26 protein-coding genes and 2 pseudogenes are annotated in these 26,214 nt (G+C 71.2%); 9 read left to right on the forward strand and 19 right to left on the reverse strand.

Features of this window, described 5'->3' with window-relative positions:
• Nucleotides 1-12 precede the first annotated feature (12 nt).
• The 9 genes from ACT2CW_RS19175 to ACT2CW_RS19215 form a co-directional block, all read right to left on the reverse strand.
• Entirely contained in the window at nucleotides 13-1,323 is a 1,311-nt protein-coding gene (locus tag ACT2CW_RS19175) for a sensor histidine kinase (RefSeq protein ID WP_445517507.1), read from the reverse strand.
• 5 nt (nucleotides 1,324-1,328) lie between these two features.
• Nucleotides 1,329-2,024: a response regulator transcription factor gene (locus tag ACT2CW_RS19180; RefSeq protein ID WP_445517508.1), complete on the reverse strand. Its 696-nt coding sequence runs from the start codon at nucleotides 2,022-2,024 to the stop codon at nucleotides 1,329-1,331.
• A gap of 35 nt (nucleotides 2,025-2,059) precedes the next feature.
• Entirely contained in the window at nucleotides 2,060-4,291 is a 2,232-nt protein-coding gene (locus ACT2CW_RS19185; RefSeq protein ID WP_445517509.1) for a BTAD domain-containing putative transcriptional regulator, read from the reverse strand.
• Nucleotides 4,292-4,413: 122 nt separating this feature from the next.
• Nucleotides 4,414-5,595, reverse strand: a complete 1,182-nt coding sequence (locus ACT2CW_RS19190; RefSeq protein WP_445517510.1) for a hypothetical protein — start codon at nucleotides 5,593-5,595, stop codon at nucleotides 4,414-4,416.
• Nucleotides 5,596-5,597: 2 nt separating this feature from the next.
• Nucleotides 5,598-6,494: a class I SAM-dependent methyltransferase gene (locus tag ACT2CW_RS19195; protein WP_445517511.1), complete on the reverse strand. Its 897-nt coding sequence runs from the start codon at nucleotides 6,492-6,494 to the stop codon at nucleotides 5,598-5,600.
• A gap of 59 nt (nucleotides 6,495-6,553) precedes the next feature.
• The gene (locus ACT2CW_RS19200) at nucleotides 6,554-8,281 is read right to left on the reverse strand and encodes a GH3 family domain-containing protein (protein WP_182468314.1); all 1,728 of its coding nucleotides are present in this window, start codon (nucleotides 8,279-8,281) and stop codon (nucleotides 6,554-6,556) included.
• Nucleotides 8,274-8,909, reverse strand: a complete 636-nt coding sequence (locus ACT2CW_RS19205) for a hypothetical protein (RefSeq protein WP_164422699.1) — start codon at nucleotides 8,907-8,909, stop codon at nucleotides 8,274-8,276. The genes ACT2CW_RS19200 and ACT2CW_RS19205 overlap by 8 nt, the downstream gene beginning before the upstream one ends.
• 168 nt (nucleotides 8,910-9,077) lie before the next feature.
• Nucleotides 9,078-9,860: a DUF6182 family protein gene (locus ACT2CW_RS19210; protein ID WP_445517512.1), complete on the reverse strand. Its 783-nt coding sequence runs from the start codon at nucleotides 9,858-9,860 to the stop codon at nucleotides 9,078-9,080.
• A 115-nt stretch (nucleotides 9,861-9,975) separates the two neighbouring features.
• A complete protein-coding gene (locus ACT2CW_RS19215; protein ID WP_445517513.1) occupies nucleotides 9,976-10,557 on the reverse strand; it encodes a TetR/AcrR family transcriptional regulator in 582 nt (193 codons plus the stop codon).
• A 161-nt stretch (nucleotides 10,558-10,718) separates the two neighbouring features.
• Between ACT2CW_RS19215 and ACT2CW_RS19220 the strand changes: the two genes are divergently transcribed.
• Nucleotides 10,719-11,678: an SDR family NAD(P)-dependent oxidoreductase gene (locus ACT2CW_RS19220; RefSeq protein WP_445517514.1), complete on the forward strand. Its 960-nt coding sequence runs from the start codon at nucleotides 10,719-10,721 to the stop codon at nucleotides 11,676-11,678.
• A 37-nt stretch (nucleotides 11,679-11,715) separates the two neighbouring features.
• Here ACT2CW_RS19220 and ACT2CW_RS19225 read toward each other — a convergent pair whose 3' ends face one another.
• The gene (locus ACT2CW_RS19225) at nucleotides 11,716-12,639 is read right to left on the reverse strand and encodes a LysR family transcriptional regulator (RefSeq protein WP_445517515.1); all 924 of its coding nucleotides are present in this window, start codon (nucleotides 12,637-12,639) and stop codon (nucleotides 11,716-11,718) included.
• 48 nt (nucleotides 12,640-12,687) lie between these two features.
• Nucleotides 12,688-13,305 carry a TetR/AcrR family transcriptional regulator gene (locus tag ACT2CW_RS19230; protein WP_445517516.1) on the reverse strand — a complete coding sequence of 206 codons (618 nt, stop codon included), beginning with the start codon at nucleotides 13,303-13,305 and terminating at the stop codon, nucleotides 12,688-12,690.
• 102 nt (nucleotides 13,306-13,407) lie between these two features.
• Here ACT2CW_RS19230 and ACT2CW_RS19235 point away from each other — a divergent pair, with 102 nt between their 5' ends.
• Complete coding sequence (locus ACT2CW_RS19235) at nucleotides 13,408-13,788, forward strand: SgcJ/EcaC family oxidoreductase (protein ID WP_445517517.1); 381 nt, start codon at nucleotides 13,408-13,410, stop codon at nucleotides 13,786-13,788.
• Nucleotides 13,789-13,870: 82 nt separating this feature from the next.
• On the forward strand, nucleotides 13,871-14,173 hold the full coding sequence (locus ACT2CW_RS19240; protein WP_445517518.1) for a muconolactone Delta-isomerase family protein: 303 nt from the start codon (nucleotides 13,871-13,873) through the stop codon (nucleotides 14,171-14,173).
• Between the two features lies 1 nt (nucleotide 14,174).
• Here ACT2CW_RS19240 and ACT2CW_RS19245 read toward each other — a convergent pair whose 3' ends face one another.
• The 6 genes and pseudogenes from ACT2CW_RS19245 to ACT2CW_RS19270 all read right to left on the reverse strand — a co-directional run bounded on the left by ACT2CW_RS19245 (nucleotide 14,175) and on the right by ACT2CW_RS19270 (nucleotide 17,025).
• Nucleotides 14,175-14,888, reverse strand: coding sequence for an SDR family NAD(P)-dependent oxidoreductase (locus ACT2CW_RS19245; RefSeq protein ID WP_445517519.1), 714 nt, complete (start codon nucleotides 14,886-14,888; stop codon nucleotides 14,175-14,177).
• A 253-nt stretch (nucleotides 14,889-15,141) separates the two neighbouring features.
• Nucleotides 15,142-15,564 (reverse strand): annotated as a pseudogene (locus tag ACT2CW_RS19250) (mycothiol-dependent nitroreductase Rv2466c family protein); the annotation flags it as partial.
• A 15-nt stretch (nucleotides 15,565-15,579) separates the two neighbouring features.
• Nucleotides 15,580-15,726 (reverse strand): hypothetical protein, encoded by a 147-nt coding sequence (locus ACT2CW_RS19255; RefSeq protein ID WP_445517747.1) that lies wholly within the window; start codon nucleotides 15,724-15,726, stop codon nucleotides 15,580-15,582.
• Between the two features lie 2 nt (nucleotides 15,727-15,728).
• A complete protein-coding gene (locus tag ACT2CW_RS19260) occupies nucleotides 15,729-15,851 on the reverse strand; it encodes a hypothetical protein (protein WP_445517748.1) in 123 nt (40 codons plus the stop codon).
• A 173-nt stretch (nucleotides 15,852-16,024) separates the two neighbouring features.
• Nucleotides 16,025-16,270, reverse strand: a pseudogene (locus tag ACT2CW_RS19265) (SDR family NAD(P)-dependent oxidoreductase); the annotation flags it as partial.
• A 41-nt stretch (nucleotides 16,271-16,311) separates the two neighbouring features.
• Nucleotides 16,312-17,025 (reverse strand): SDR family NAD(P)-dependent oxidoreductase, encoded by a 714-nt coding sequence (locus ACT2CW_RS19270; protein WP_182468325.1) that lies wholly within the window; start codon nucleotides 17,023-17,025, stop codon nucleotides 16,312-16,314.
• Nucleotides 17,026-17,535: 510 nt separating this feature from the next.
• Between ACT2CW_RS19270 and ACT2CW_RS19275 the strand changes: the two genes are divergently transcribed.
• Nucleotides 17,536-18,723 (forward strand): YbfB/YjiJ family MFS transporter, encoded by a 1,188-nt coding sequence (locus ACT2CW_RS19275; RefSeq protein ID WP_445517737.1) that lies wholly within the window; start codon nucleotides 17,536-17,538, stop codon nucleotides 18,721-18,723.
• 8 nt (nucleotides 18,724-18,731) lie between these two features.
• On the opposite strand, the gene ACT2CW_RS19280 is transcribed toward ACT2CW_RS19275, so the two are convergent.
• The gene (locus ACT2CW_RS19280) at nucleotides 18,732-21,083 is read right to left on the reverse strand and encodes a transketolase-like TK C-terminal-containing protein (RefSeq protein ID WP_445517520.1); all 2,352 of its coding nucleotides are present in this window, start codon (nucleotides 21,081-21,083) and stop codon (nucleotides 18,732-18,734) included.
• A 154-nt stretch (nucleotides 21,084-21,237) separates the two neighbouring features.
• On the opposite strand from ACT2CW_RS19280, the gene ACT2CW_RS19285 reads away from it, so the two are divergent.
• The gene (locus ACT2CW_RS19285; RefSeq protein WP_037965986.1) at nucleotides 21,238-21,717 is read left to right on the forward strand and encodes an Lrp/AsnC family transcriptional regulator; all 480 of its coding nucleotides are present in this window, start codon (nucleotides 21,238-21,240) and stop codon (nucleotides 21,715-21,717) included.
• Between the two features lie 4 nt (nucleotides 21,718-21,721).
• Here the strand turns inward: ACT2CW_RS19285 and ACT2CW_RS19290 are convergent, their stop codons facing one another.
• Nucleotides 21,722-22,600, reverse strand: a complete 879-nt coding sequence (locus ACT2CW_RS19290) for a dioxygenase family protein (RefSeq protein WP_414083662.1) — start codon at nucleotides 22,598-22,600, stop codon at nucleotides 21,722-21,724.
• Nucleotides 22,601-22,820: 220 nt separating this feature from the next.
• Between ACT2CW_RS19290 and ACT2CW_RS19295 the strand changes: the two genes are divergently transcribed.
• The 4 genes from ACT2CW_RS19295 (at nucleotide 22,821) to ACT2CW_RS19310 (ending at nucleotide 26,190) form a co-directional block, all read left to right on the forward strand.
• A complete protein-coding gene (locus ACT2CW_RS19295; protein WP_445517521.1) occupies nucleotides 22,821-23,477 on the forward strand; it encodes a hypothetical protein in 657 nt (218 codons plus the stop codon).
• A 73-nt stretch (nucleotides 23,478-23,550) separates the two neighbouring features.
• Nucleotides 23,551-24,237 carry a hypothetical protein gene (locus ACT2CW_RS19300; protein ID WP_445517522.1) on the forward strand — a complete coding sequence of 229 codons (687 nt, stop codon included), beginning with the start codon at nucleotides 23,551-23,553 and terminating at the stop codon, nucleotides 24,235-24,237.
• 163 nt (nucleotides 24,238-24,400) lie between these two features.
• Nucleotides 24,401-25,534 carry a sensor histidine kinase gene (locus tag ACT2CW_RS19305; RefSeq protein WP_445517738.1) on the forward strand — a complete coding sequence of 378 codons (1,134 nt, stop codon included), beginning with the start codon at nucleotides 24,401-24,403 and terminating at the stop codon, nucleotides 25,532-25,534.
• Entirely contained in the window at nucleotides 25,531-26,190 is a 660-nt protein-coding gene (locus ACT2CW_RS19310) for a response regulator (protein ID WP_445517523.1), read from the forward strand. Before ACT2CW_RS19305 ends, ACT2CW_RS19310 begins: the two co-directional genes overlap by 4 nt.
• Nucleotides 26,191-26,214 lie beyond the last annotated feature (24 nt).

The following is a 26,214-nucleotide window of genomic DNA, read 5'->3' on the forward strand; positions in this document are numbered from 1 at the left end:
GACCCGGCCGGCTCAGTCCCCCCGGGCGTCGGGCCGTCTGCCTCCGACGGAGAGGCACGACGCGATCGTCCGCTCCCGCGGAACCGCCTCCCCGGTCCGCGCCGCCGGCAGCTCCACGGTGAACAGCGCACCGTGCCCCGGTCGCCCGTCCGCGGTGATCCGCCCCCCGTGGCTTTCGACCACCTCGCGGGCGAGCGCCAGTCCGAGCCCGAACCGTCTGCCGCGACCGGCGGAGCCCCTGGCGAACCGCTCGAAGAGGCGCGCGGCCTCCTCCGGCGCGAACCCCACGCCGGTGTCGCGTACGGACAGCGACACGGTGCCGGGAAGCGGGGCGTCCACGGACACCGTCACCTCCCCGCCGGGCGGGGTGTGCCCCATCGCGTTGTCGACCAGCGCGGCGATCACCCGGCGCAGGGCCGGCGCGGTGCCCACCACCACATGCCGCCCAGGCCCGGGCCGCAGACGCACGGTCAGCCCCATCTCCTGGGCCCGGGCGTCCTCGGCGGACACCGCCTCCTCGGCGAGCGCGGTCAGGTCGACCGGATCGCGGGACCCCGGCGACTGGGGCAGCCGCGCGGACAGCAGCAGGTCGTCGATGACGTCGCCGAGCTGGCGGGTGCCGGTCACCAGGCGCTGGAGGTCGGTGGCCAGCTGCTGGGGGATCTCCGAGCCGGAGCGCCGGGCCAGCAGCTGGGCGCGGGTGTGCAACTGGGTCAGCGGGGTGCGCAGTTCATGGCTGGCGTCCGCGACGAACCGCCGCTGCCGGTCCAGCGCGTCGGAGAGCGGCTCCATCGACCGTCGCGCGAGCATGCCGCTGGCGGCCGCGACGAGCAGCAGACCGACCGCCTCGGCCGCCGCGAAGGCGAGCAGCAGATGGTTGCGGTCGGCGCGCTGGAACCGTTCCCCGTACGCCGCCTGGACGAGCTCCGGGCCACGCCGGGCGGTGCGCACCGTGTACTGCTCACCGCCTCGCTCCACCCGTTCCAGCACCGCGGGAGCGCCCGCGCGGACCGCGGCCAGGCTGGATCTCACGGGCAGTCCGGCGGGGGTGCCGGGGGTGCTGCTGACCACTCCGCCCCGCTCCACGGTCATCCACACACAGACCGGCGGGCTCTCGACGGTGTTGTGGTCGATGCCCCACTGGGTCTCGCGCTCCGCGTCGGCGCGCTGGGCGAACAGCACCACGGTGTAGACGATGCCCCCGACGATCAGCATGATCACCGACATCACCAGCGAGATCCGCCAGGTGATCGTCCACTGGGCGGCGGCGAGCCTGCGCTGCTCGGGGCTCCGCGCCCTGCGGCGCGGAAGACGGATCGGCATCGCTTTCACAGCGCCCCCAGCTGGTAGCCGCGTCCGCGCACGGTGCGGACGACATCGCGGCCGAGTTTCCGCCGCAGGTAGTAGACATAGGTGTCGACGATGGACTCGGCCGAGGTGTCGGGGAAGACACGCTCGCGGAGGTGCGCACGCTCGTGCACCATCCTGGGGCCTTCGGCGAGGGCATGGAGCAGTCCGAATTCCCGCAGGGAGAGTTCGACGCCCGTGCCGTCGGCCAGGCGCACCTCGCGGCGCCGGAGGTCGAGCTCTCCGTTGCCGAGCGGAAGGACTTCCGCGGCGACGAGGTCGCGGCGGTGCAGCGCCCGTACCCTCGCCAGGAGTTCGTCCACTTCGAAGGGCTTGACCAGATAGTCGTCCGCGCCGGAGTCGAGGCCGGTGACACGCTCGTCGAGTGCCCCCAGCGCGCTCAGCACCAGCACCCGGGTGGTGACACCGACCCTTCGTAATCGTTTCACCAGGTCCAGGCCCTCGATGCCCGGAATCATCCGGTCGATGACCATCACCTGATGTCGTCGTCCCAGAGCGAGATGAAGCCCCCGTTGGCCATCGAATGCCACATCGACGTCGTAACCCTCTGAATTGAACAGTTCGGCCAGCATGTCTGCGGTTTCCCGGTCGTCCTCGACCAGTAACAGCCGTGTCTGATCCGCAGTCGACCGGTCTATATCGGCTGGGTAGATCATCCGCTCATCTTGGCCCAACCCGCGTCGGTACGACGTCAGGGGTGCGAAACAGGGCCGTGAAGCCGCCAGAAATGGCTCTCGGGGAAAGCGCGCGTCGTGGGTCCGGTCCGGGCGCCGACACGGCTCAGGATGCTGTCGAGAACGGCTTCCAGACCAGGGAGAAGGCCCTCGACGGACCTCAGATCGGCGAGGACCGCGACGAGCAGGTCGGCGGTGTGACCCACCCCGCTGCGCCGTCCCGCGAGCACCGCGGCCACGATGGAGTCCCGCTGCCGGGCCAGCCAGCGTGCGGCGGACTCGTCGCCGTCGACGGCGGGGAGCGTGCGGCCGGTGCGCGACGACGGCGGCCGGGTGCCGGGCCCCACATCGGGGTTGAACCGCTCGCAGACCCAGCCGTACCAGGTCAGCAGCTCGCGGAGAACGGCGCGGCCGACCGGTGGCTCCTCGGCCTCGGCCACCTCCCGGGCCAGCGCCCGCACCAGGTCGTCGAGGTGGTACCGGCCGGGGCTCGGGGAGGTCAGCAGCCGGGCGTCGACCAGCCGTTCCAGGGTGTCCTGGGCCTGGTGGACCCGGCAGTTCAGCATGACGGCCACCGGCTCGGGGGTGACATCGGCGGCGCCCAGGACACCCAGGGCGCGGAAGGCGGCGTCGGGGGCCGGGTCCGCCGGAGGGCCGGGGTGGGCGGAGCGGGCGCGCAGCGCGGCGTACTGGGAGCGCAGCCCGGTGCCCACGGTGAGATCGCCGACACGTAACTCGTCGAGTAATCGGCCGGATGAGGTGAGCCGTTCGGCCATGTCGTCGAGCGACCACTGCTCCCGGGCCAGACAGCGCGCGCCGGCTATCCGGAGCGCCAGCGGCAGCCCGGCGCAGACGGAGGCTATGCGCCGGGCCGCGAACGGCTCCTCCCGCACGCGCTGATGACCGACGACGCCACCCAGCAACTCCAGTGAGGCGGCCTCGGGGAGCGGCCGCACCGTGAAGGTGTACGCCCCCTCCAGATCCGCGAGGTGGCCGCGGCTGGTGATGATCAGCCGGCTGTCGCCGCTTCCCGGGATCAGGCTGCGGACCTGGGCGGCGTCCTGGGCGTCGTCGAGGACGACGAGCATCCTGCGGTCGGCCATCAATGTCCGGTACAGATGCGTCCGTTCGACCAGGCTGTGCGGAACGGCCGATCGGCGCAGCCCCAGGTCGGTCAGGAACCGGGCCAGTACATCGGCGGGAGAGACCGGCCGCCCGTCCGCGTCCCGCAGTTCGGCGAAGAGCTGGCCGTCCTCGAACGTGTCGCGCAGGCCATGGGCCAGGTGCAGGGCCAGTGCGCTCTTGCCGACGCCGGGCCCGCCGGTGAGGGCCACGATCACCGCACCGCCGGGGTCCGACACCGGGGAGCACACCAGGGAACGGAGAGCCGCGGCCTCGTCGGCCCGGCCGGCGAAGGCCGTGGGCGCGACCGGCAGCTGCGCCGGCCGCGGTCGGCTCCGGGAGGGCCGGGCGGCGCTCAGGCGCCTGTCGTGCCCGGCGGAGGGCCGCGGCTCGTCGTCCCTCAGCACCTGCTGCTGCATGCGCCTCAGCTCGGGCCCGGGTTCGGCGCCCAACTGGTCGATCAGCAGGGCACGGCTGCGCTGGAAGACCTGGAGCGCCTCCGCCTGCTGACCCGATCGGGACAGGGCCAGCATCAGGCGGGCCGCCATCGGTTCGTCCAGCGGGTTCTGGAGGACCAGCCGCCACAGTTCGGGAAGCATGCGGTGGTGCCGGCCGAGTTCCAGCTCGGCGTCGATCCACTTGCCGACGGTCTGTCTGCGCAGCTCCTGGAGGTGGCGCACCTCGACGTCGCACAGGGTGGACGAGGCGATGTCCAGCAGTGGTTCGTCCCGCCACAGCGACAGTGCCCGGTTCAGTTCCTCGGCGCCGGAGGCCAGGTCGCCGGAGGCGATGGCGGATTCGCCCGCCCGGCGGTGCGCGACGAACCGGCCGAGATCGCTTTCGCGCTCGCCCAGTTCGATGAGATATCCCGGGGAACGGGTCACGATCCGCCGGCCCGCCTGGGGTCCGAGCACCTGTCTCAGCCGCATCACATAGGTACGCAGGGTGGCCGAGGCACTGGACGGCGGAGATCCGTCCCACAGAAAGTGCGAGAGGCGGTCGGCGGACACGACGCGGTTGGCGTTGAGCAGCAGCGCGGCAAGAAGAACGCGCTGCCGCGCCGCCGGAACGGTCAGCTGACGGCCCTCGACGTTGATGACGAGAGGCCCGAGAAGCGCGAAGTCCACAACTACCTCATTCGGACGTCGAGTAGACCTCACCACGCTCTCCGCAGCGTGGCCTCAATAAGGCTAAACCATGACTCAAACCAAAACACCGGCAGAAAACCTAGTGTTCCGGGTCAGGAATTTCAGCCGTGGAGAGCGGAGATGAGGGCCCTCAGCGGAACTCGACGATGTCTTCCGAGGAGCGCGGAGGTGAGGCGATAAGCGTCGACGAATGCCCGGCCGCCGGTGTTCCGCCGCAGAAACGCCGCCACGTCCGGTGCGTCGGGAGCGTCGTCCCTGGCGAGCAGTTTCCCGGCACGGTCGATGAATTCGCGCAGCAGGTCCATGCGGAACGACTGACCGCAGCCCTTGCCGAGAGCCGCGATGAAGTACAGGCGCATGCCGAGGCGGACGGCGTCCGTGGATCCGCAGGTGCCGAACTCGTCCGCGAGCCCGGCGACCGTGTGGCGGTGGTCGACTCCATGGCGGCTGGAGCGCACGATGCCGTCGAGCGGCACTCTGCCGAGACCGAGGCGATAGGTGTCGGCGCCGAGCGCGCCGAAGACCTTCTGGAGGAGGATGTAGTCCTCGGTCAGCTCGAGGTCGTGAACAAGAACGATCTCGTCGTACTGCTCGAGCATCGGCACCAGGTCACGCAGCGCGCAGCCCAGGTAGTTCGGGTGGCCGGTGGCCGAGGTGACGGCGCGCAGCGGCAGGCCCTGGGCGGTGGCATCGAGATAGACGGGGCCTCCGTCGCAGCGGGCGTCCAGGCACAGACCGCGCTTGGCGAGGTACTCGACCACCTCCTCGAGCCCCATCCTGGGCGGCATGGTGCGGGTGATGCCCGGATCGTACAGCCCCAGCCAGTCATAGTGGCCGCGCCAGATCTCCAGCAGGCGCCGGCTCACCGGATGCGTCCAGCCGGTCTCCTCGACCGCGCGGACGTACGGCTGAAGCGCCTCTTCCGGCGGTGGCGACGGCTGCGCCTGGAAGGCGGTGTAGAGACGGCCGGCATCGTCCTCCGTGCACCGGGACGGGTCGATGTCCGGGCAGGCGCGGTCCAGGTACTCCCAGAAGCCCGCGGTCTGGCGGGTGATGTTGAAGGCGGTGTGGTTGTAGAGGTAGTCGACATCGGCCAGCGATCGGGTGGCGCGGTACATGACGTCCACCCACAGCAGGCCCTTGAGGTGGCTGAGGCCCAGCGCCTTGGTGGGGGTCACGGTCACCGGGGCGATCAGCACCCTGGGACGGCGCGGGGAACCGTCCACCGCCACCGGACCGGTGCCGTCGTGCGGTCCGGTGGTGGACCGTCGGGGCGTGGCCATGCTCACTTCCGCACGCCGTGGACGAGGAACACCCGCTCGACATCCGGGACATGGCGCGGATGGACGGGGTCGGGCCACCGTCCGTAGTGCGCGGATTCCTCGCCCGGCTGCACCGCTTCCGCCTCGATGCCGTACTCGGCGAAGAGCGCCTCCGGCTCGTCGTGTCCGGACAGCCAGGGACAGCCCTGGCGTTCGAAGACGTCGAGCAGCGGCGCGACGGCGGGGGCCGTCAGGGTGGTGGCGCTGACCATGTCCGCGGCTATCCGGCTGCCGGGGGCCGTCAGGTCCGCGAGACGGGAGAGAAGCCGCCGGGTCTCGTCATCGGTGAGGTAGTACAGCAGTCCTTCGAGCAGCCACAGGGAGGGCTCTTCCGGCCGGTAACCGGCCATGACGAGGGCGTCCATCCAGTCCGGGCCGAGGAGGTCGACGCCGATCGGACGCCTGGTGACCCGCTGGTGCACCGGCTCGTCGCCGAGGGCCGACTCCTTCGCCTCCAGGACACCCGGACGATCCAGTTCGAAGAGCTCGATCGCCCGGGGCCAGGGCAACCGGTGGGCGCGGGTGTCCATGCCCGCGGCCACCATGACCACCTGGGGATATCCGCCGTCCCTCACCTGGGTGAGCAGATAGTCGTCGAAGTACCGGGTCCGGATCGCGTTGAAATCGACGGTGCTCGGCACCTTCCGCACGGAAACGTGTCGTCCGGGATCGCCCTGTCCGGGATCGGTGTCACGCGGCCCGCTCGCATCGACGACCTGGCCGAGCAGATCGCCTCCGAGGGCGCCCACGAGCCGGGCGGCCAAGGGGTCCTCGTAGAGCCGGTCCGGTCGCCGGGTCTCCTCGGCGCGCAGCGCCGCCGTCAGCAGGGACGTCCGGGCGATCGCGTCCAATGGTGCCACGTGGGTGCTCCTTGTACGAGGTTGGTGAAGAGGGCCGGGCAGGCGGCCGCAGATACGCCTCAGCTGCCGAGCAGGCGCTGCCAGGCGGCGTCGTCCTGCTGGAAGACCCGGTCCTTGACCTGGGCCGGACGGGTTCCGGCGGCGACCCTGTGCTGCCAGTCGCGGGCGAAGGCGTCCGGCGCCACGCGGTGGATCTCGGGGGCGTCGAGCCGGCCCGTCCCACGCGCCGACCGGTAGCCGGGGGCGGCGGCGCTCAGCGCCGCGTCGACCGCACGTCCCAAGGCCGCGGTCTCCCGGTCCGACCAGGGCAGGAACGGCTCCAGCGCGAAGGCGTAGCGCGGCCGCACGGCACCTTGCGCTGGCCCCGCGCCCGCCGGGTCCCCACCGGTCCGCGTCGCCGGGGCGTCGACCACCCGGCAGGTGGCGTTGCGCACCTCGAGCCCGGTGGACGCGAGCGCCGTGCGCAGGGCGGTCACCACATGGGACTCGCGCAGCCGCTCGCCGACGGCGTCCGAGAGGGTGCGCCGGCCGGCGTACTCGACCCGCGGGATGTCCCCGACCCGGTCGACCACCCGCACCACATCACCGAGCGCGTACCGGTACAGGCCGCCGACGTGGCTGATGACGGCGTGGTACTCGCGACCGGTCTCCAGTTCGTGGAAGAGCTGAGTGGCGGAGTCGGGCCGGAGGTCCTCGTCGGCGTCGACGAACTCCAGCAGCCCGCCGGTGATCGCCGGTGATCCGGCCGTCAGATGGCGGTCGAGGGCGACGGCCACGAAGCCTTCCGACGCCGCCACCGGGGCGGGCAGCGCGGTGACCCGGGGGCCGAACGCCTCCCGCAGCCGTGGCAGATAGAGCGAGGCCAGGCCGGTGGTCCAGCAGAACAGCAACTGCATCCGGGGCCAGACATGCGTGGGCAGCAGCCCTCCCGCGCGCTCCGCCGACCTCTCCAGCAGGCGGGCGCGGCCGGGGTCGGGGGTGGAGCCGGGGTGGCCGTCGATCGTGCCGTCGTACAGGTCCTTGACCAACCGGGGCCACCACTGGACGAGTTGGTGCGGCACGGCGGCGACCATCGCCGGGTTGATACCGATGACGCACCGCACATCGTGCTCGATCGCGGCGCGCAGCCGTACATAGCCGCGCTGAAGGTGGTCCGCGGGGTCCACGAAGTCCGGCAGGGTGCCCCAGGGAGCCCGGCTGCCCGGCTCCGCCGCGAGGGGTTCGCCGAACGCCTGGCCGAAGTCGACCTGGCTGGCGCCCAGATGCGGCTGTCCGGAACGGGTGGTGCCGACCGCGGGGGCCGGGTCGTGTTTGAGGTTGAGCGTGGCGTCCGCGCGGTGGACGGCCTCCGGGAAGTGTTCGACGAAGTTGGCCCACGCCGCGTAGTAGAAGGGGAAGAAGGACGTGCGCATGAACTGCCGGGTGATCGGGATCTGTTTGCTGTCCCCGGTGCTGCCGCTGCTCTTGAAGAAGACCACGGCGGGATCCGCGCTGAGTACGTTCCGCGCCCCGGCGGCGGCCGACTCGATCCAGGGGGCGAGCGAGGCGTAGTCGGCGATGGGGACCGCCGCGCGGTACTCGTCCACGCCGCCGCAGCGGGAGAAGCCGTGCGCCCTGCCGAACTCGGTGTCCGCGTTCTCGCGCAGCATGCCGCGCAGCGCGTCGTCCTGGGATTCCCGCGCGTTGTCCAGCGCCGCCCACAGCCGGTCGCGCTCGCCGAACACCCTGCTCCGGTAGGCGGAGAACGTCCCGCCCGCCGCGTCGGCCGTCTCCGCCGCCTCAGCCATGTGCACCGTTCCTCACTGCCTTCTCCACGAGTTCCACGGACTCCTCGACACCATCGGACTGGCCGAGGGTGATGACGTTCAGCCCGGCCAGCTCCTTCCTCATCACATCGCCCAGATCGGCCTGAAAGCGTGTGAACGACTCCTCGGTGGGCTTCTCGCCGTAGTGCTCCATCGGATTCGCGTCCGCCCCCCAGCCGCTTCGCTCCCAGGCGACGGCGGGCTCCACATCGAGGTAGACGACCTGGTCGGGCGGCGGGAAGGACCGCCACCAGGAGAGCAGCGACGGGTTGTCGTGGCCGAGGAGGGAGCACTTGGCCAGGAGCTTGTAGTGGTAGGAGTCCACGATCACCGGCCGGTCCGGCGGGGCGTCCGCCACCCGGTCACGAAGGTGCACCGCCGCGATCTGCACCAGGGTGAGAAAGAGATCCGAGGAGTAACGTCCCGCGGGCGCGCGCAGCGCCTCCGTCAGGAATTCGTCGCGCACCCTGCCGATGAGCGAGTACACCGGGTCCAGCAGGGCCTCGTCGTACGAGACGACCGTCCAGGTCCCCCGCTCGGCGAGCCGCTCCAGCACCGAGGACTTTCCGGAGTAGTCGGGCCCCAGCAGGACCGTTGATCGCGGCCTCACCCGGCGGGCCTCCCCCCGGCGGTGGTACCGGGCTCCGGGCCCCCTTCGGATGGCAGCGCACGGGCCGTACGCGTTTCGGGCATTAGTTCCTCCTTCGCTCGTTCACTTGGATTTACCGAGTATCCGAGCGCGATGTATCGCCTCGATAGCGCCGGCGGCGGCGAGGCGTCACGTCAGGGCCCGGACCCCGCCGCCGAGGGAGAGTCCCGCGCAGGCGCGCAGCCGGCCGGGGCCGGCGGTCTCCGGACCGTCACCGGAGGCGTCCGCGTCCGCGTCGGGGACGACGCGCAGCATGTCGAAGGGGCCGTCCGACGGATCGAGTTGCGGTACGTGGTGGATCGTCAGCCGGGTGTGCTCGTCGATCAGCTTCGTGATGACGGCCTCGGCGAGGACATGGTGGACGTGGACGAGGTAGGCGGCCAGGGACACCCGGGTCGTGACGGCGTACAGCCGCGCACGGCGGACCGGTGCGTGGGGGTCCCGTTCCGGCGAGGCCGTCGCGGACACCTCCAGCCGGGCGGGGAGGGCCGGCAACCCCGCCGTGGGGAACAGTCTGAGCAGCCGGCGAAGCGGTGACCGCTCCCCCGAGTCATCGGGCGCCGTCCACGCCATGGAGCCGTCCCGGCTGGTGTGGTGGAAGTCGAATCGGGTGGCGAGGTTCGCCGGGTTGCCGGTCAGGAACACGGTCCTGGTGTAGGCCCGGAGCCATGCCTCACGCAGGGGGTCCGGAAGGCTCAGCGCGTAGCCCAGCACCGATTCCGCGTAGATCCGGGGCTCGAACCGGCGCAGGACGACGGTCACGGTCGTCGTCGCCGACGCGGCCTCAGCGGCCAGCTCCGCCATCCGTTCCGCGGTGAGCGGCTGGGCGTCCAGTGCCTCCGTGTCATGCCCCGCGCGTGCGGCGCGGATCCTGGAGGCGAGCTGAGTCTGGAGAAACTGTTGGGTAAACATGCGCAACTACTCTCTGGCGCCGGACCGTCCCGCGATGGCGCCACTCCTTTGGCCACCCGGCGTGGGTCCACCGAGTGTTCAAAGGACCTCTATCGTCCCGGTAGCGCGGACTGTGTCAGCTCCTCACGACGCCGCGCAGCAGTAGGTCGATGAGCCGGGTGGCCAGGTCGCGCCGGTCCTCACCGGCGGCCATGAGGCTGATCCCGCCGAGGGCCATCAACACGTCCTGGGCATCGGCTTCCGGCCGCGCCACCGACCGGCCCTCCCCCGACAGCAGATGGTCGATCGCCTCGGCGAGAAGAGCCCGGGTCTGGAGCCGCTCGCCGTCGTCGGTCAGCACCACCCTCAGCGCGTCGGCCATCCCGCTCTTGGCGGCCATGAAGTCGATGAAGCGCTCCATCCAGGTCCGCAGCGCGTCCACCGGGGGCAGTGTGGCGGCGAGGTGCGGCGCCGCCTCGCACAGGCGCCGCACCTCCTGCCGGTAGACCGCCTCGACCAGGAGCTCCTTGGACGGGAACCGGCGGTAGAGCGTGCCGACGCCGACACCGGCCTCGCGGGCGATGTCCTTGACCGAGGCCCCCGCACCCTCACGGGCGAAGACGGCCGCCGCCGTCTCCAGCAGCCGGTCCTCATTGCGTTGCGCGTCGGCGCGCAGCGGCCTGCGATGCCGCCCCGCGTTCCCCTCGATGCCGGTCAATCCGGGTCTCCTCTCGCCACCACTTGCAACCGGAACCAGTTCCGCTTACTGTCGGAAAAGCGAACCGGAACCCGTTCCGGATACGAGCGTACGACGGCCCGCGCCCGCCGCGCCACCGGCCGCGCGCTCGCCCCCACGCCCCCATCTCCCTGGAGTTCGCCATGACCGACCACCTCCTCACCACCCCCTTCGGGGCCCGGACCACCGCCGCCGAGGTCCTGGACGGCGTCGACCTCACCGGCAAGCGCGCCCTCGTCACCGGCGCGGCCTCCGGCATCGGACGCGAAACCGCACGCGTCCTGGCCGCCGCCGGTGCCGAGGTCACCATCGGCGTCCGCGACCTGGCGGCGGGTGGGCGGGCCGCCGAGGAGATCTCCCCGGCGAGCGGCCCGGGAACGGTGCACGCCACCATGCTCGACCTCGCCGACCAGGCCTCGGTGCGCGCCTTCGTCGATGCCTGGCATGGGCCACTGCACATCCTGGTCCTCAATGCCGGTGTGATGGCCCCGCCACTTCAGCGGACGAAGGAGGGCTGGGAGACGCAGTTCGCCACCAACCACCTCGGCCACTTCGCCCTCGCGACCGGTCTGCACGGCGCTCTGGCGGCAGCCCGTGGCGCACGTGTGGTCGCGGTCAGCTCGGTCGGCCACGTCAACGGCGAGGTGCTCTTCGACGACATCAACTTCGAGCGCCACCCCTACGACCCGTGGGCGGCCTACAGCCAGTCCAAGACCGCCAACGTCCTGTTCGCCGTCGAGGCGAGCCGCCGCTGGGCGTCGGACCTGATCGCCGTCAACGCCCTCAACCCCGGCCGCATCACCAGCACCCGGCTCGGCCGCCACATCGGGGACATCTCCCACAGCCCCGCCTCGTTCGATCCCACCAGCACCGACGTGTCCTGGAAGAACATCGAGCAGGGGGCCGCGACCTCGGTGCTGCTCGCCGCCTCCCCGCTGACCGAGGGCGTGACCGGCCGGTACTTCGAGGACTGCGACGAGGCCGGGCCCCATCGGCCCGGTGTACGGCGCGGAGTGGCCGCCCACGCACTGGACGCTCAGCACGCGGCCCGGCTGTGGCAGATCTCGCTCGACATGCTCGCGGCCGCCGTGACCACCGCCTGACCACGCCATCCCCCACGAAGGTCCGACGAAACGAGAACTACCGCTTGTACGGATCCCCGTCGGGGAGCCACGCGTCCGGCGCGTGGATGCCGAAGTCGCCGACGTCTTCCGTCAGGGCGTCCACGGCGCTCAGTACGGCCGGGCGGAGTTCTTCCCGGCGCCAGACGAGGGACCAGGTCCAATAGACCTTCGGCTCGACCACGGGACGCATGACCAGATCGGGCGGCAGTGGAGTGGTCTGGCCCTTGGGCGAGTTGAGGATGGGCCGCCCGTGCCGGCGTACGTGGTCGAAGAACACGGGGCCTGTGACACCGCCGTCCGTGATACGCACCGCGGTGGCGCCGGTGGCGGCGGCCAGCCGCTCCGCGTAGTCGTTCCAGGACACCCATGTGGTGGCGTCGTCGTCCAGCAGGACGATGGTGTCCCGGGCGCGGACCTCGCCGGTGTCCGGCCCGGCGGAGACGGCGTACAGCCGGTCCGCGCCGATGAGCCGGGCGCTGAGTCCGCGCTTCTCCAGATCGTCCGTGCGGATCCAGCACACCGCGAGGTCGAGGCCACCGTCCGCGACGCGGGCGGCCTGGGCATGGGAGGGCGCCACCCATGCGTCGAGGTGCAGGCGCGCCACGGACGAGGCGCGGTCGGTCAGGTCCGGGGGCAGCCAATTCACATATCCGAGCCGGACCGGTTCCGAGCCCGCGATCCTCGCGGCGCGGTTACGGAGATCGTCGGCGCGGTCGAGCAGCTCCCGGGTGTGCGGGAGCAGGGCCGCTCCGGCCGGGGTGAGGGCGACCGAACGGCGGTCGCGGTCGAAGAGCCGGACACCGAGGTCCCGTTCCAGCGCCTTGATCTGCTGGGACAGGGAGGGACCGGCGATAAGGAGCCGCTCCGCGGCCCGGCCGAAGTTCAGCTCCTCGGCCACCGCGACGAAATACCGCAACTGGCGCAGCTCCACGATCGCCATGCTACCCGCGGTGGGAGGCGGCACCCATGAGCCGATCAGTGGCAGGGCTCATGCGCCGACCGATGCCTGCGGTGTGCGGGCTCCCAGCAACGCCAGGCAGTTCGGCCACACCGCGCTGAGCCGCGAAGCATTGTTGTAGAGCTTGGCGAACAGGACCTGGCCCTCGAGCTGCGCGACCACGGACCGAGCGGCTTCGCGGGTGTCGGCGACGGTGACCTCGTCACGCTCGACGGCTTCGGCGATGGCCGAGTCGACCATCTCGACCTGGGTCTCGAAGATCTCTTGCAGCCGCTCGCGGACGGCTTCGGTCTGATTGCTCATCTCCAGGGTGAGGTTCCCGAACATGCAGCCCGAAACGGTCCCGCAGCTCCGCTGGCCGGCGCGCTGGGCGGCCTCCGTCTCCTCGAACAGCTGCCGCAGCCGTTCCAACGGCCGCGCGTCGCTGTTCAGGACGCGGGTCCAGTCCTGCCGCTGGGCGGTCCAGTGCTCGTCGATCACGGCCAGCGCGAGGGCCTCCTTGGACTCGAAGAAGTAGTAGAAACTGCCCTTCGGCACTCCGGCCGCCTTACAGATCTCGGCCACCCCCAGAGCCGAGTAACCGCGCAGCTCGATGAGCGACCGCGCAGCGCTGAGGATCTTTTCCCTGGCATCACTCGTCCGTCCCATGTTGCCAGTATACGACCGATCGACTACCTTTTTACTAGACTGGTCATCTACTGACCATCCGAGAACGACCGCCCCGCACTCTCCGCTGGAGGAGCAGACGCTATGAGTACTGACGCGGCGAACGACCCGATGCACGAGGTGCTGAGGCGCTGGCAGACCGCTTTCGACAGCCACCAGGCGGACGTCATGGCCGACCTGTTCACACCCGACGCCCTCTTCCAGGGATTCGGTCCCGAGACGATCTCCGGCCGGGATGCGGTGCGCGGTTACTACGAGGCCGTTCCGGACTACCGCAGGGCCCATCTCGGGGACGTCCACGGCTACCGGATCGGCGAGCACGTGGCCGGTGGCTTCGCCGACGTCACCTTCCGGGATCCGACGGGCTGGGAGGCCCCGGTGCACCTGTCTCTGGTCCTCCAGTACGAGGACGGCAGTTGGCGGATCCGCCAGTACCACGTCTCCCGGATCGTCGCTGATCACTGAGGCCGGCGACGATCCACGCGACGCCAGGCCGGGCGCGCCGCACGGCCTCGCCCCCCGCAGGGGCCCGAGAGAGGGAAAAGCCATGAAAGAGTTCCTGGTCGAGCTCACCACCACCGTCCCCGAGGGCACCGACCCGGCCGAGGTCGACCGTCGCCGTGCGGCCGAGGCGGTACGGGCCGGCGAACTGACCGCCGCCGGCCACCTGGCCAGGCTGTGGCGTCCGGTGGGTGAACTGCGCAGCATCGGTCTGTGGCGGGCCGCCGACGAGGCCGAGTTGCACGAGAAGGTGCTCGGTACGCTGCCCCTGTGGCCCTGGATGACCGCGGTGGTCACCGCCGTTCAGCCGCACCCCAATGACCCGGGTGGGGCCGGCGTCACCGGCTGACTCAGTGTCCGGCGTTCTGGCCGCCGTCCACGTGCACGATCTCGCCGGTGACGAACGGGGCGTTCTCGAGGTAGACGATCGCGTTGACCACATCGTCGACCTCCCCCATCCGGCCGAGCGGGTGCATCGCCGCGAGGGCCTCTTGCGTCTCGGGCGGATGCATGGGAGTGCGGATTGTGCCCAGCGCGACGGTGTTGACCCGGATGCCACGGGCCGCGTACTCGATCGCCAGCGCCCTGGTGACCGCGTTCAGTCCGCCTTTGGTCAGCGAGGCGAGCGCTGAGGGCGTCTGTGAGTTGGCGTGGTCGACCAGGCTCGTGGAAAGGTTCACCACGTGGCCGCCACCGTCCCGGGAGAGCATAGCGGCGACGGCGCTGCGGGAAGTCTCGAAGAAGCCGCGCAGGTTGACCCCGGTCACGAGGTCATAGTCCTCGTCGGTGAAGTCGGTGAACGGTTTGGAGACGAAGACCCCGGCGTTGTTGACGAGCGTGTCGATCCGCCCGAACCGGGCCAGGGTCGCGTCGACGATACGGGCGCCCACGCCCGGCTCGGACACGTCACCACTGACGGTCAGCACACTGGGATCGCTCGACTCGTCCAGGGAGCGGGCGGTCGCGGTAACCGCGTAGCCGAGCTCGCGGTAGGCGGGGACCAGGGCGGCGCCGATTCCCCGGGAAGCGCCGGTGACGATGGCGGCCTTCTGCACGGTGTTCATTCGACCACCGCTCTCTCCGGTTCAGGCGGTAGGTGCGATCCGGGCCGCGGCGCCGGGCAGGTGCGCTGTGGAAGTGCGCCCGCTTTCCCGAGGGGCCGCTCGGTGGATTCAGGTCCCAGGCGCGGTTGCTTCCGCTGTCTCCATCATGCGCCCGACGACGGCGCACCCGCACGCCGGGGCGCCGGCACCGGATTCCCCCGGCATCGGCGCCCCGGCGTGTCACGTCAGGTGGCGGGGCTCAGTCGAAGAGCGGGCCGGCGGCGCGGCTACGCTTGATCTCGTAGAAGCCGGGCGTGGAGGCGTCGGCGAGGTCGGCAGGCAACCCGGCATCGCCGAGCGCCGCTTCGATGGTGGCGCGTGTCCTGGGTTCCTGGTTGAGGTGGTATCGGGTGCCGAGAGCGGTGTAGAGGGGCTCCAGCGCGTCGGCACCGAAGGCGATCTGCGCCGCGATCAGGGTGCGGACCGGCGCCCAGGCCCGGTCCATGAGGTCGCGGATGTGTTCCGGCAACTCGTCCAGGCGTGTCTCGTTGAGGACCGCCAGACTCATGACGTGCCAGGTGATGTCGACGGGCCGGGTCTTGCGGACCTCCAGCATCCAGCGGGAGGTCAGCCAGGTCCACGGGCAGACGGGGTCGAACCAGAAGTCGACCGGCAGGGACGACGGTACAGGGGGCATGTGGTGTCCAGTGGTTCAGTGGTCGGTCGGGAAGTCGGTGGAAGCCGCCAGATGGGCCCAGTCGTCGATGTCGTCCTGGAGCCGTTGCCGGCCCTGCTCGATCAAGCGCAGCGCATCACTGCCGAGCACCAGGTGCACGGGCGGGTCTTCGGCGTCCAGCACGGTCAGGAGGGCCTTGGCGGCGCGGGCCGGGTCGCCGGTCTGTTGCCGTCCTTGGCCTTGCGGGCGGCGCGGATGGGCTCGAAGACGGCGTCGTAGTCGGGGATGGTGCGCGGAACGCGGACCATCGAGCGCCCGGCCCAGTCGGTGCGAAAGGAACCGAGCGCCAGGGAGGTGACGTGGATGCCGAACTGGGCGACCTCCTGGGCGAGCGAGGCAGAGATGCCCTCGATGGCGAACTTGCTGGCTTGCTGGCGCCGTAGAAGCCGACTCCGGGCAGCGCGGTGAGACCGGCCATGGACGACAGGGTGACGACGTGTCCACCGCGGCGGCGTCTCAGATAAGGCAGGACGGCCCGGATGGCCGCCACGGTCCCGTAGACGTTGACGTCGAACTGGCGGCGCAGATCGTCCATCGAGGACTCCTCGACCGTCCCCTCCACGCCGTACCCCGCATTGCTGATCAGCACGTCGATCGGGCCGATCCCGCGCTCGATCCGGTCGACCACGGTCCGCACCGCGTGCTCGTCCGTGACGTCCAGCTCCATCCCGGGCGCCCCGTACCGGCGCCCGGGCAGGCGGTCGGGGGTCAGTGGCCGGCGCTCTGGCCGCCGTCGACGTGGAGGATCTCGCCGGTGACGAACGGGGCGTTCTCCAGGTAGACGACGGCGTCGACGATGTCGCCGATCTCACCCATCCGGCCGACCGGGTGGAGGGCGGCGAGGGTGTCGTGGTACTCCGCCGGGTGCATCGGCGTCCTGATGATGCCGAGGGATACAGCGTTGCTGCGTATGCCGCGGGTGGCGTATTCGATGGCCAGGGCCTTGGTGGCCGACTGGAGTCCGCCCTTGGTGAGGGAGGCCAGTACGGAGGTGACCGCGGAGTGGGCGTGGTCGACCAGGCTGGTGGTGATCTGGACAATGTGTCCGCCGCCCTGGCGGAGCATCTGCTCGGTGGCGAGCTGGGTGATGCGGAAGAAACCGCTGAGGTTGACGCCGGTGACCGCGTCGTAGTCCGCCTGCGTGTACTCGGTGAAGGGCTTGGCGACGAAGACGCCGGCATTGTTGACCAGGGTGTCGATGCGGCCGAAGCGCTCGATGGCGGCACCGGCCACGCGCTCGGCGGTGGCCGGGTCGGCGATGTCGCCCTGGACGGTGAGGGTCTCGGGATCGGAAGAGGGGGCGATCCCGCGTGAGGTGGCGACGACGGCATAGCCGAGCTTGCGGTACGCCTCGACCAGGCCCGCGCCGATGCCCTGGGACGCGCCGGTGATGACGGCGACCTTCTGACCGGAAATGCTCATGGTGACTGTCTCCAGTGGGGTGGGGTGTTGTCCGGACCGGCGCTGATCACCGGCCTTTCGACGAACATAGACGACCGGTCGACAAACATCCAGGGACGGCGAGAGCGCCCCACCTCCCCCGCACGGCTGTGACCTGTGGTGGGAGGCAGCGCCTACCAGAAGGGAGGCAGCCGGTCACACAGATGCCCTGGTCAGACCGGCCCATCCGAGGCATCAAGGCCGAGGAGAGGAGGGATCCGCACATCCGCGCGCGCGGTGCCCGTAAGAGGCTGGGCCTACCACGAGGGAGGACGGCGATCGTGGCATTCGCCCTGGTGACAGGCGCAGTCTGAGGCCATGGGATTCCCGGTGGCGCGCATGGGCGCCACCAGGGTTCCGTACCATCAGACCGTCAAGGGACCACACATCGTGACCGCAGCACCTCCGCGCCCGTACGCCACCGGCTCCCGGGGCGTACGTCACTCACCCTGGACCCATGTCGCGCAGGCCGCCGCAGCGCTGGGGGCGGGCATGGGGGTCGGCCGTTTCGTCTACACGCCGATTCTTCCCCTGATGCACGTTCAGGCCGGGCTGTCCGCCGCGACGGGTGCGCATCTCGCCACCGCCAACTACGTGGGCTATCTGCTCGGTGCGCTCGCCGGGACCTTCCTGCCACGTCTGGTGCGCTCCCCCGCCGTGCTGCGGAGTTGTCTGGTGGTACTGGCGGTGTCGCTGGCCGGGATGCCACTGAGCCGCGCCACCGCTGTATGGCTGCTGCTCCGGCTGTGCGCGGGCGTGGTCAGTGCGGTGATCTTCGTCATCGCCGTCAGCTCCCTGCTCAGTCATCTGCGTGACCATCCCGCCCATCTGCCCGGGTGGGCCTTCGGCGGAGTCGGGGCCGGTATCGCCCTGTCCGGGTCGCTCGTCCTGGCGCTGCGCACGATCGCCGACTGGCAGGCCACGTGGTGGGCCGCCGCCGGGCTGAGCGCGCTGCTCGCCCTCCCCGCGTGGTTCCTGCGGCCCGAACCCGCACCCGCGCCGGTGTCCGCCGCTCCCGCGCCCGGAGCGGCGCGGCAGGCCGGCGGCCCGCGCACCCATCGCTGGTTCACCGCGCTCCTCGCCTCGTACACGCTGGAGGGCGTCGGCTACATCATCGCGGGCACCTTCCTGGTGGCCGCGATCGAGCAGAGTTCTCCCGGCTGGATCGGCAGCGGCGCCTGGGTGCTGGTGGGCCTCGCGGCCATTCCGTCCTCCGCGCTGTGGGCTGGGCTGGGCCGGCGCTGGTCCCGCCCCGGCCTTCTGCTGGCCGCGCTGGGCGTCCAGGCGGTCGGCATCGCCCTGCCCGCGCTGATCGGTGGCGTTGCCGCGGCGCTGATCTCCGCGGTGCTCTTCGGCGCCACGTTCATCGGCGTCAGCACCCTCGCTCTGGCGACCGGCGCGCATCTGCGCTTCCCCCGCGCGGTCGCGCTGCTGACGGCCGGATACTCGGTGGGCCAGATCCTCGGCCCACTGGCCGCCACCCCGCTGCTGCGCCACGGGTACCACCAGGCCCTGCTCCTCGCGGGCGTCGTCGTGCTGGCGTCCGCCGTCGCGGCGGCCCTCCTCCGGATCGGGTTCCCCCACCACATGCCCGCGCCCGGCCACCCGGTCGTTCGCGCGGAGCCCGCAGCCGACCGGCGGTCCCCGGGCCTCGGCACCGCCGGGGCCCGGGCGGACTGACCTCCGCCTCAGTCGACGAGGTCCAGCGCGGCGGTGACGATGCTGTCGGTGTCGATGCCGTGGTAGCGGTAGACGTCCTCGATCGAACCGCTCTGGCCGAACCGCGTCACACCGAGGGTGGTGACGGGCGTGTTCTGGATCGTGCTCAGGAAGGCCAGTGTGTGCGGATGGCCGTCCAACACGGTGACCAGCGGTGTGGCCCGGTCGGTGGGGAAGACCTGGTCGAGGATCCAGCTCGGGTCCCGCGACAGGCCGCGGCGGGCCTGAAGCGCGCGGAAGAGCAGGTCCGGGCTGGTCACACAGACCACGTCGGCGCCGTGGCCGAGGGCGGCCAGCCGGTCGGCGGCAGCCAGGGCCTCGGGGATCAGGGCGCCCATCGCGGCGAGGGTCACCACGGGCCTCTCGTGGCGGCGCAGCCGGTACGCTCCCGCGGTCACCTGCCGGCGGCGGCGCTCACGGGCGGCCGGGTCGCCGGGCACGTCGGCCGCGGACTGGTCGACGGGCCGGGTGGACAGCCGAAGGTAGGCCGAACTCCCGTCCGGCCGACCGAGGTTGCCGAGTGCGTCGAGCAGACACCATTCGGTGTCGATCGCGAACGCGGGCTCGTAGGTGACGCAGCCGGGCTGTTCGATGCCCAGCGAGGGTGTGGTGATCGACTGGTGGGCGCCGCCCTCCGGGGCGAGGGTGACGCCGGACGGCGTGCCGACCAGGATCGACTGGCCGCCCGCGTAGATGCCGAACGACCACGGCTCCAGGGCCCGGTTGACGAAGGGGTCGTAGACGACGCCGATCGGCAGCAGCGGCTGGCCCCAGCGGCTCCAGGTGGCACCCAGCTCGCCGAGCAGACCGACCAGGTTGGTCTCCGCGATGCCCAGCTCCACATGCTGGCCCGTGGGCCGCTCCCGCCAGTGCAGGATCGTCTCGGCGTCATCGGCGAACCAGTTGGGGCGCTCGGCCGGGGACCACACACCGACCTTGTTGAGCCAGCCGCCGAGGTTGGTGGTGGAGCTGACGTCCGGGCTGACGGTCACGATCCGGGCGGCCGCCTCCGGCGCCCGCCGGGTGAGGTCCAACAGGACACGTCCGAGGGCCTGCTGGGTGTTGCCGGAGCCGGTCGGGGCCGGACGGGCGAGGTCGGCGGGGACCTCGGGGGCCCGCCGCGCCGCGTGTCCGGGGCGGCGCAGCCGCCTGGCGGCCGCCGCGCACCGGGCCGCTTCCGGCGATCCGGCGGCGAAGGCGGCCCACGGCCGGTCGGGGTCCGTTCCCAGCCGGTCGGCCAGGGTCCTCATCTGGTCGGCGGTCAGCAGCGAGGAGTGGTTCTGCGGGTGGCCCTCGGTGGGCAGTCCGTAGCCCTTCACCGTGTACGCGAAGATGACGGTCGGCCGGGTGTCGTCGACGCTGTCGAACGCTTCCATCAGCGCGCCGATGTCATGCCCGCCCAGGTTGCGCAGCGCCGCCAGCAGCGAGGCGTCGTCCAGAGGGGCGATGAGGTCCGCGATCGGTCCGGCGGTCGAGCCGGTGCCGGGCAGACGCTCGCGCAGCTCGTCGGCGGAGCAGCGCAGCAGGCGTTGGTATTCGGGGTTGTCCATGGCGTCGATACGGGCGTGCAGGGCCTCGCCGCCCGGCCGCGCGAACAACTCCCGCAGCGCGTGCCCGTACTTGAGGGTGATGACCTGCCATCCGGCCGCGGCGAACATGCCCTGGAGCCGGTCCGCGGCGATGCCGGGGACGACCCGGTCCAGGGACTGACGGTTCAGGTCGACGACCCAGACCGCCTCGCCCAGGCTGGGCACCATCGGGTCCTGAATGGCCTCCCAGATCGCGCCCTCGTCCAGCTCCGCGTCGCCCAGCAGGGAGTACTGCCGTCCCCTCCCGGCCCCGCCGAAGTGGCCCTCCACATAGCGCCGTGCGAGGGCGCCCCACAGCGGGGCGGTGGCGCCGATGCCGACCGAACCGGTGGAGTAGTCGACCGGGTCGGGGTCCTTGGCCCGGCTGGGGTAGCTCTGGAGGCCGCCGAAGGCGCGCAGGGTGGTCAGATAGGACTCGTCCAACTCGCCCAGCAGGTAGTTGATGGCGTGCAGCACGGGTGAGGCATGGGGTTTGACCGACACCCGGTCCTCGGCGGTCAGCGCGTGGAACCACAGCGCCGTCATGATCGAGGACATCGAGGCACTGGACGCCTGGTGGCCGCCCACCTTCAGCCCCGAGGGGTTCGGCCGCACCCGGTTGGCGTGGTCGATGATCGCGGTGGACAGCCACAGCACCCGCTGCCCGACCGCCTCCAGCACGGCGAGCTCCTCCGCCCGGGCACCGCCCGGGTCGTTGCCGCCGATCGCTCTCAGCTCCGGGTCCAGGACCATCACCGACCGCCTCCGCTGTCCGCACCACGCCGTGGGAAAACTGAATTTGTGCTCCGTCAGTAGACAGATGGCTCTTCAGCTGCACAAGATGCTGCTCTTTCGTTGAGCATTCTGCTCATGCTCTGAGTCGAATGAGGGACGTCGATTGAGCACTATGAACAGTGAGCGAGGCGTGGACGCCACCGACGCGCGGATCCTGCTCGCCCTCGCCGCCCAGCCACGGGCCACCGTCGTCGCCCTGGCCGAGCAGCTGGGGCTGTCCCGCAACACCGTCCAGGCGCGGGTGGCCAGAATGGAGCAGGGCGGCGCGCTGGGCTCCTTCGAGCGGCGGATCACCCCGAAGGCCCTGGGCCACCCGCTCACCGCGTTCGTCACCGCGCGGGTCGATCAGCGCCGGCTGGCCGAGGTGTCCGAGGCACTGGCGGGCATCGCCGAGGTCGTGGAGGTCTTCGGCCTCAGCGGCGAGACGGATCTGCTGGTACGGGTGGTCGCCGCGGACGCGGAGGACCTGTACCGGATCGCGGGGCGGATCCTCGCCGTTCCCGGCATCGAACGCACGGCGACGGCCCTGGCCATGCGCGAGCTGGTGCCGCACCGCCTCACCCCGCTGCTGCGCCGTGCCGCGGCGGAGTAAGTGGTCACCCGGGCGAGTCCGCGGGGCGGGGTTCGAGGACGAAGGTGTGCCGCAGCACGGTGTACGGCTCGTCGGTCAGCTCGCGGCAGGGCCCGGCACCGGCCTCGTAGGTGTCATAGGACGTGATCAGCGACTCCTTGACCCCGAACACCGGATCCGTGTCCAGATACGAGTCGTCCGACGGGAACAGCATGGTGGTCACGCGCTGGAAGCCCTCGGCCTCGATCCGCAGGTGCACATGGGCGGGACGCATCGGCGACCTGCCGGTGGCGCCCAGGAGTTCGCCGACCGGGCCGTCGCCGGGGATCGGGTAGCTGGACGGGCGGATGGAACGGAACCCGAAGTGTCCCGTCCCGTCGGTGCGGAACAGCGCGCGCATGGCCGGGTCGGCCTGGCCGGGCACCTCCACGTCGTAGTGGCCGTCCCCGTCGCTGTGCCAGACGTCCACCGCCGCGTCGGCCACCGGCGCTCCCGCGCGGCTCACGACCCGTCCCTCGAAGAACAGCGGGGTGCCGGGCAGACCTCCGGAGATGTCGGCGGCGTCGGCGTGGTGCGGCCTGTCCTCCCTGAAGAAGGGGCCCAGGACGCTGTTCTGGGTGGTTTCCGTGGGTCGTCGGTTGCTCAGGGAGTCGACCAGCGTGGTGATGCCCAGCACATCGGACAGCAGGATGAACTCCTGGCGTGTCGATGTGCACATCTGCCCGGTGCGCGTCAGGAAGTCCACTCCCCGGGCCCACTCCTCCTCCGTCAGCCCGACATCGCGGACGAAGGCGTGGAGGTGCCGCACCAGCGATTCCAGGATCTCCGCGACGCGGGCGTCCTCGGTGTCCCGCATGGCGGAGATCACGGCATCGGTGATGGTGTCGCTGGTCAGATCACGCATGGCGCGCTCCCGTGGTGGTCGGGTGTCGATGACGGACTCGGTCCGGGGATGTTCGTCGCCGGATGACGTTCACGGTGTCTCGCCGACCCGGGCGCGGGTCAAGAGGGCGCGCGCCGCGGTCCGTTCCACCGGCCGCGGATTCCAGTAGCCGGCTCGCACGATGGGTTCGGCCGCATGAGGATGGGGACCGGTCCCGACGCCTGTCCTTACGGTGACGGACATGGTTCGAATGACGCGCCGCGGGGCGCTGGTCGGAGTGGTGGTCGCGGTGCTGGCAGCGGCCGGGCTCGGCGCGTATCTGCTGTGGCCCGCCCCCACGCTGGACGCGGCGGACATGGACGCGGCACTGCCGACCAAGCGGGACCTGCCGGGGTTCGTCCCGCACGACGGGCTCACCGGTGCCCTGTCGGTGCCGGCCGGCAACAAGGAGGGGAGATCCGTGCTGGCCGGCACCGGCCTGGACAAGCAGTGCCGGAAATGGCGCGAGGAGGGCGACGGCTGGGCGTGCCGCCACCTGCACGGCGCGGGGATGGTCGTGCTCGAGCGGTCGGAGAACGTGTTCTTCCGGGTCAAGTCCGATGTTCTCGCCTACGACGACCAGGACGCCGCGGAAGCGGCCTGGGACGGACTGGTGGCCGCCAACCGCGAAGAGATCCACAAGATCCGGGGCGCCGAGGAGCACTCGTCCGATCTGGGGGACGCGGCACTGTCCTTCGAGGCGCCGGGCGTCACGGTCCTGGCGATCCGCGTCGAGACGGTCGTCGTGGAGGCCATCGTCTGGGACGGGAGCGACCAGGTGAGCGAGGCGGACGAGGACGCGATGGTGGAGAAGTGGCCCGCACTCCAGCTCTCGAAGATCGAGAAGCAGCTCGGCTGACCAGGGGTGGTGCAGGCCATGGCCACGGTAGGTTCATGTGCCGCCGAACGCATGCCGGATCCAGGAGACGCTCATGACGCGACCGCGACAGTGCTGGTTCTGCGCCGGCGAGACCACCGCCGCCCGGCACGATCGCATCGTCGGGTTGCACCGGGATGTCGAGTCCAGCCCCACCTGGTATCTGGGCGTCCGCACCAAGTGGCAGAGCATCAGCGTCCGGGTGCCACGGTGCGAGCGGTGCCATGGCGGCCATACGATCGCGCAGTCCACGCTGGCGGTTGCCATCGCCGCGCCGATCGCCTACGCCGCCGGCGGTGAGTTGGACGCGCTCCTGGGGATCCTGCCCAGCACACCGTCCGGAAAGGTCCACTCGGTCATCTGGGCCGTGGTGGCGTGCCTTCCCGCACTGGTGTGGATCGCCACCCGTCAGGCGTGGCTGCCCTGGCGCCAGCTCGCGCCGCGCCCGCTGCGCCACGCCCGTAGCCACCCGGAGGTTCAGCGCCTGAGGGAGGACGGCTGGCGCTACCGGCCGGGGCCGTTTCCGCATTGGCGGAACGCGAAGGACCCGGACCTCGACCACCTCTCCGGGCCGTCCGCCCGGCCCCGGCGGATCCTCGGCTGTGTCACCGGCCTGCTCGGGCTCGCCTCCATCGTCGTGACCGTCGTTCTGTATCTGCGGGACAGCGAGCTGGCGGCGTTGTTCCTGGTGATCGCCTTCGGTCTGTTCTTCCTCTCCTCGAAGATCGACCCCGAGGTGTGAACGCGGCCAGGCCGGGTCTGCGCGTCGGGACCGCTGGGCACGCATTCCGGAAGGTCGTGGCCGCCGCCGCGGTGGCGGGGGAACCGCCGTTCCGCGGTGTCCTGTTCCGGTCCGCCACCACCGCTAGACTCGCCCGGTGATCAGTGTTCGACGTGTCCCGGAGATGTGGCACCGGTTCGATGTCACGGTCCGGGACCTCCCGCTCGGGCTGCTGATCCTCGCCGGGTCGCTCATCCCGGAGTTCCACAACCACGGGACGCAGCTGGGCGGCCTGCCGGCCCGCCCCTACGACGCGCTGGCCATCGTGGCGGTCGCCCTCCAGTGCCTCCCGCTCGCCGTGCGCCGCCGGTGGCCGGTGGTCTGTCTCGCCCTGGTGTCGCTCGGCCTCGCCGTCGACCAGCTCCGCGGCTACCACTCGTTCGCGGGCACCGCGATGCCCGTCGCGCTGCTGAGCGTGGGGTCCCATCTGGAGCGGCACCGGCGCGCCACCGCGCTCGTGTTCTCCGTGGCGTATGTGCCGCTGGCGGTCGCGCTGTACCGGCTCGGGTCGGGCGCCGAGGCGCCGAGCGAGTTCGTGATGTACTACCTGGCGCTGGCCCTCCCCTGGGGCATGGGGTCGTGGCTGCGCTCCACCCGTGCCGCGGAAGCCGAGCGCCGCCGCCGCGTCGCCGAGGACACCCGCGCCGCGGAACGCGCCCGCATCGCCCGTGAGCTCCACGACGTGGTGACCCACCATGTGACGGCGATGGTCGTACAGGCCGAGGCGGCACGCTATCTGACCGCCGCGCCGGAGCGACTCGACCAAGCCCTGACCGCGGTCACCGAGACCGGCAGACGTGCCACCACCGATCTGCGGCACCTGCTCGACCTGATCAACCCCGACCACGGCACCGAGGCCACGACACCGGCTGTCGGCAGACTTCTCACGCTCGTGGAGCAGACCCGCAGGTCCGGGCAGCCGGTGGAGTTCACCGAGGAGGGCAGACCGGCGGAGTCGACCGGCAGCGCCGACCTGGTGGCCTACCGGGTCGTACAGGAGGCCCTGACGAACGCCCTCAAGTACGCCCACGGCAGCCGCACTTCGGTCCAGGTCCACCACGGGGAGAGGGACATCACCGTGGAAGTCAGCACGGACGGCTCCGGCTCGCGGGCCCCCGCCTCGCCCGGTGGGAGCGGGCGGGGGCTGGCCGGTCTGCGCGAACGGGTCGATGTGCTCGGCGGCGACTTCCAGGCGGGCGCCCGGACGAACGGCGGCTTCGTCGTCCGGGCGCGGATACCCGCGGGGAGCCCGTCATGACCGAGCCGATCCGGGTCCTGGTCTGCGACGACCAGGTGCTGATCCGCACCGGACTGGTGACGATCATCGACGCCCAGCCCGACCTCGAGGTGGTGGGCGAGTGCGAAGACGGGCGGACCGCGGTCGACCTCGCCGGCCGACTGCACCCGGACGTCGTGGTGATGGACGTCCGCATGCCGGTGCTCGACGGCATCGAGGCCACCCGCCTGCTGGCCGGTGCGGGGGTGCGGCGCCCCGTCAAGGTGCTCGTGGTGACCACGTTCAACCTGGACACCTACGTCTACGAGGCGCTGCGCGCGGGGGCGAGCGGGTTCCTGCTCAAGGACGCGCCGCCGTCCCAACTGCTGCACGGGATCCGGACCGTGTCCACGGGCGCGGCCCTGCTGGACCCCGAGGTGACACGCCAGCTCGTGGGCAGGTACGCCGCCCGGATCCGGCCTCCCGACGGCGCCCCGGACGACATCCCGCTGACCCCTCGCGAACTGGAGGTGCTCCGCCTCATCGCGAACGGCCTGTCCAACAGCGAGATCGCCGCGACGCTGGTGATCAGCCAGGAGACCGTCAAGACCTTCGTGTCACGCATCCTCACCAAACTCGGGCTCCGCGACCGTGTGCAGGCGGTCGTCTACGCCTACCGCCAGGGCCTGGTGACCTGACGCGCCACACGGCTGACCACCGCC

Source organism: Streptomyces sp. NEAU-174 (genome assembly GCF_052665095.1).